Genomic DNA, 4,010 nt, shown 5'->3' with positions numbered 1-4,010 from the left:
ATTTACTATAATATTGATGAAGATCCACTAGCTTTCTCGAGGTATCATTTTTTCGTTGAGGAGGGGGAGTTGGATTATTATTTAGTGGGTAATAGGAACAGTGAGGGGTTTTTAGTTCCCGAAATGAACAAAGTTGACTTTTTTATGATCATTCAGCAATTTATAGCTAAAGAAGAGGTAGATTTTATGGTTAGTCGACTCAATAAACTTCCTGATATACAGGTGGCTGCGTTGATTAATCCGCTTAAATTGAAGTCGAAAGAAAATTTGGTAATGTAAATTTTATATTGTTCGTGTATTAAATACACTATATTTGAATCTTAATCAAACCAATAAAAAAATAAAGTAACAGATAAAACAAGCTCGTTTTAAACTAATTCCTGCTTTTTGTTTTATCTTAATATAAAAGAGATATATAGATGAAACCATTTCATTCAAGAACAAAGATCGTGGCTACTTTAGGCCCGGCATCAGCTAAACCAGAAGTTTTATACAGTATGTTTAATGCAGGTTTAGATGTTTGTCGCCTAAATTTCTCTCATGGCTCGCAAGCTGATCATCAAGAAGTTTTAGATACAATAAGAAGTATTAATAAAAAATATAAATATAATGTTGGTATTTTGGCCGATTTACAAGGTCCGAAAATTAGAATTGGAACCGTTAAAGATGGCGGTATTCATTTAGTTAATGGAAATCGTACTGTTATTACCACCCAAGAATGCGTTGGAAATGAAGAGCGGATTTATATTACCTATGAGAACTTTCCTCAGGATGTAAAAGCTGGGGAAATTATCCTTTTGGATGATGGAAAATTGCAGATGAGAGTTATCGAGACCAACTATAAGGATGAAGTGATTTGTGAGATTGTACATGGCGGTATCCTAACTTCCAGAAAAGGAGTAAATCTTCCTAACACTAAAGTTTCCATCCCTTCTTTAACAATTGAAGATCGTAAAAATTTGGAGTTCGTACTTCAAAATGACGTAGAGTGGATTGGACTATCTTTCGTTCGGAATGCTGAAGACATCATCGAGCTAAAAGATATTATCAAAGAAAGAGGGAAGTCTGCAAGAGTAGTTGCTAAAATCGAAAAGCCAGAAGCGATTGCAAATATTGATGAAATTATTGCTGTTTCTGACGCGATTATGGTTGCGAGGGGAGATTTGGGTGTTGAGATGCCAATGGAAGAAGTTCCTTTGTTGCAGAAAATGATTGTACAGAAATGTCGTGCAGCATCAAAGCCTGTAATTATCGCTACGCAAATGCTTGAAAGTATGATTACCACACCTCGTCCAACTCGTGCAGAGGTAAATGATGTGGCAAATTCGGTGTTAGATGGTGCGGATGCTGTGATGTTAAGTGGAGAAACTTCTGTTGGAGAATTTCCGCTAATTGTGATTGAGACAATGCAGAAGATCATTACCAACATCGAAACCAACAACTATCCATTTAATCCTGAGAAATTTCTAAAACCAAACGCTGAAAGCTTCTTAAGTGATGCTGTTTGCGATTCGGCTTGTTTCTTATCTAAGCAAACTAATGCAGTGGGAATTGTTTCAATGACATTAAGTGGTTATACTGCTTTTGAAATCGCAAGTCACCGACCAAAAGCACCTATTTTTATTTTTACCAGTAATGAGACCTTGTTAAATACCTTAAGCTTAATTTGGGGTGTTAGAGGGTTTTACTATGATAAATTTGAGAGTACAGATAATACCATCACAGAGGTTAATGATTTCTTGAAAAAGAAAAAACTCATCAAAAAAGGAGATGTAATCATCAATACTGCGGCCATACCGATGGAAATTAAAGGTAAAACTAATATGCTTAAGATTACGGTAATCGATTAAGGTTTACAGGAGAGGTGTCCGAGTGGTCGAAGGAGCACGCCTGGAAAGTGTGTATACCCCAAAAGGGTATCGAGGGTTCGAATCCGTCTCTCTCCGCTATAAAAATGCTGCCCGTAGGGTGGCATTTTTTGTTTGCTCGAGCTGCAACTTGTTTTTAGTTTACTGTCCTACTAAATACAGCAGTTTTAACAGAGCCTATGCTAGATTAGTGTTAGGGTTCCTTTTTAGTGACGTGATCGGCTAGACCATATCCTTTTCGGCCTTCATCTTCACCTTTCTTATCAATTACCAAAACCAAAAACTTCTACCTTGATTAACTGCGAAAACTCCTGCCACCAATTGAGGGATTAGCATAAAGCATAAAAGGAGTAACTCTGGCATGTCAAATTATTGAATATGCAAATATATCATTTATTGATTTTTGATGCAGCCGTTTTAGTTATTCTTTGTTTTAACCAAATGTTAATCTCTGTTAAAAATTTTATAATCATTGAGTTATGGATTAATTTACTGGCATGTTTCGATTAGTCATTCTGGCGATAAGCTTATTGTTTACCTATTCAGGCGCTGTGCACGCCCAAAATTTATATGGAATAGTAAAAGAAGCGGTAAGTAGATTGCCAATTGCGAATGTCTACGTAATTAGTTCAAAAAAAACGGTTTTGACAGATAGTAATGGAGTGTTTCTGCTTAATAATGTGAACGTAGGCGATCGAATTGCGGTTAGGATGATGGGCTATGAAACTGCTGAAGTAATAGTTAATCGGACTACCGATACACTTTTGATATATTTAAAACAAGATGCTATTGCTTTAAAAGAAGTAAATATTAAAACTAATAGAAATTATAAAGTTGATTCGCTAGCGCTCAGGAAAGAATATGCTAATGTTTTTGCATACAAAGGTCCAAGTTTTTCTGATGCGTTTATCGAAAGAGATCCAAGCTATAATTCACCCTTTGGGTTTAGTAACCCTAGATCAACAGCTTCTATAGTAAGTTTAAATGTTTTACAGGTATTTAACTTGATTGGGAGGAAAAAAACGCAAACTACTAAGCTAAAGGAAATATTATTGCGTGACGAGGAGCTAAATTATATTGATGAGGTTGTCTCGGCAAAGAAAGTAAAGTTGGTTACTGGTTTGGAGGGCGAAGAACTGACTAAGTTTATGAATCTTTATCGACCAAGCATTATAACTTTAAAGAAAATGACTGGGTATGAGCTTACCCTTTATATAAAGAAAAGCCACGATGAGTTTAAAAGAATTAAGCCTTAAATTAAATACCCCTCGTAAATTTTAATTTACGAGGGGTATTAGTATTATAATATTACTTAGAAGCCAAAGCCAAGCGATAATGCAAATCCACTGAATTTAGATTTGTCTTGATTAATATCATCCTTTGCGATAGGCTGAAAATCCATTGTATACCTAGCGTTTAAGTTCACTTTCGGCGTAATTTTATAACCTAACCCTACAATACCGCCTGCAATGGACGACCTGAAGTTATCTTTGTCAGTAACAGTAGTTGTTAAATTGTTATTGACATATACTTTTGTAGTTTGATCCATTAGGAATGATGCCTGTGCACCAAGCTGTAAGCTAAATTCTGGCGTGGCATTAAATGATAGCATCACTGGGACGTCAATATATCCTGCATTTAGTCTAATCTCGCCACTGGTTCCGCCTACGGTCTCTACCACTTTGCCACCTTTTTTCGAGTATAATACTTCAGGCATAAAAGATAGCTTTTCACTTAACGGAAGGTCTAAAAAGAAACCAGCTTGCCATCCAGGTACATATTTCGAAGTATATTCAGTACCTGCAAAATTGTATTTTCCCATCATGGTCATATTACCACCTGCTTTGATACCAAATTTGGCATCCATTGTTTGTGCTTTTGTATTTAGGCCTATAAAAGATAATGTTAATCCTAAGGCAATTATGAATAGCTTTTTCATTGGAATATATTTTTGTTTTAGCGGAAATGAAGCTATCATGAGCAATACTCATTGCTCATGATGGTTTCATTTGAATATGATTGTTACTAAGGTTTTTATTGTTTTAGCGTGTTATATGAGAAACCACTTTTTAGGCGGCTTTAACTCTTTTAAATTCCCTTAGAATTTAACACCTAAACCAACTTGAAATACTTGATTTTTGA

The 4,010-nt window shown here is 35.4% G+C and carries 4 protein-coding genes and 1 tRNA gene; 4 read left to right on the top strand and 1 reads right to left on the bottom strand.

What is annotated here, in order from left to right:
- The 4 genes from WC622_RS16455 to WC622_RS16440 form a co-directional block, all read left to right on the top strand.
- Window positions 1–279: IPExxxVDY family protein (locus tag WC622_RS16455; protein ID WP_372820781.1), on the top strand; the 279-nt coding region annotated here is incomplete at its 5' end.
- Window positions 280–419: 140 nt separating this feature from the next.
- Window positions 420–1,850, top strand: a complete 1,431-nt coding sequence (gene pyk / locus WC622_RS16450) for a pyruvate kinase (protein ID WP_372820780.1) — start codon at window positions 420–422, stop codon at window positions 1,848–1,850.
- A gap of 8 nt (window positions 1,851–1,858) precedes the next feature.
- Window positions 1,859–1,946: transfer RNA gene (locus WC622_RS16445), tRNA-Ser, on the top strand.
- 419 nt (window positions 1,947–2,365) lie between these two features.
- Window positions 2,366–3,124, top strand: a complete 759-nt coding sequence (locus WC622_RS16440) for a carboxypeptidase-like regulatory domain-containing protein (RefSeq protein ID WP_372820779.1) — start codon at window positions 2,366–2,368, stop codon at window positions 3,122–3,124.
- Window positions 3,125–3,180: 56 nt separating this feature from the next.
- Here the strand turns inward: WC622_RS16440 and WC622_RS16435 are convergent, their stop codons facing one another.
- Window positions 3,181–3,807 carry a porin family protein gene (locus tag WC622_RS16435; protein WP_372820778.1) on the bottom strand — a complete coding sequence of 209 codons (627 nt, stop codon included), beginning with the start codon at window positions 3,805–3,807 and terminating at the stop codon, window positions 3,181–3,183.
- Window positions 3,808–4,010 lie beyond the last annotated feature (203 nt).

Origin of the sequence: Pedobacter sp., from assembly GCF_041662865.1 — a bacterium.
Classification (GTDB): domain Bacteria; phylum Bacteroidota; class Bacteroidia; order Sphingobacteriales; family Sphingobacteriaceae; genus Pedobacter.
This window is presented reverse-complemented; position numbering and strand designations above follow the sequence as displayed.

What these genes read in the sequence shown, in the direction of transcription:
- pyk (WP_372820780.1), top strand. Translation starts at nt 420, where the DNA reads ATGAAACCATTTCATTCAAGAACAAAGATCGTGGCTACTTTAGGCCCG.
- WC622_RS16440 (WP_372820779.1), top strand. Translation starts at nt 2,366, where the DNA reads ATGTTTCGATTAGTCATTCTGGCGATAAGCTTATTGTTTACCTATTCA.
- WC622_RS16435 (WP_372820778.1), bottom strand. Translation starts at nt 3,807, where the DNA reads ATGAAAAAGCTATTCATAATTGCCTTAGGATTAACATTATCTTTTATA.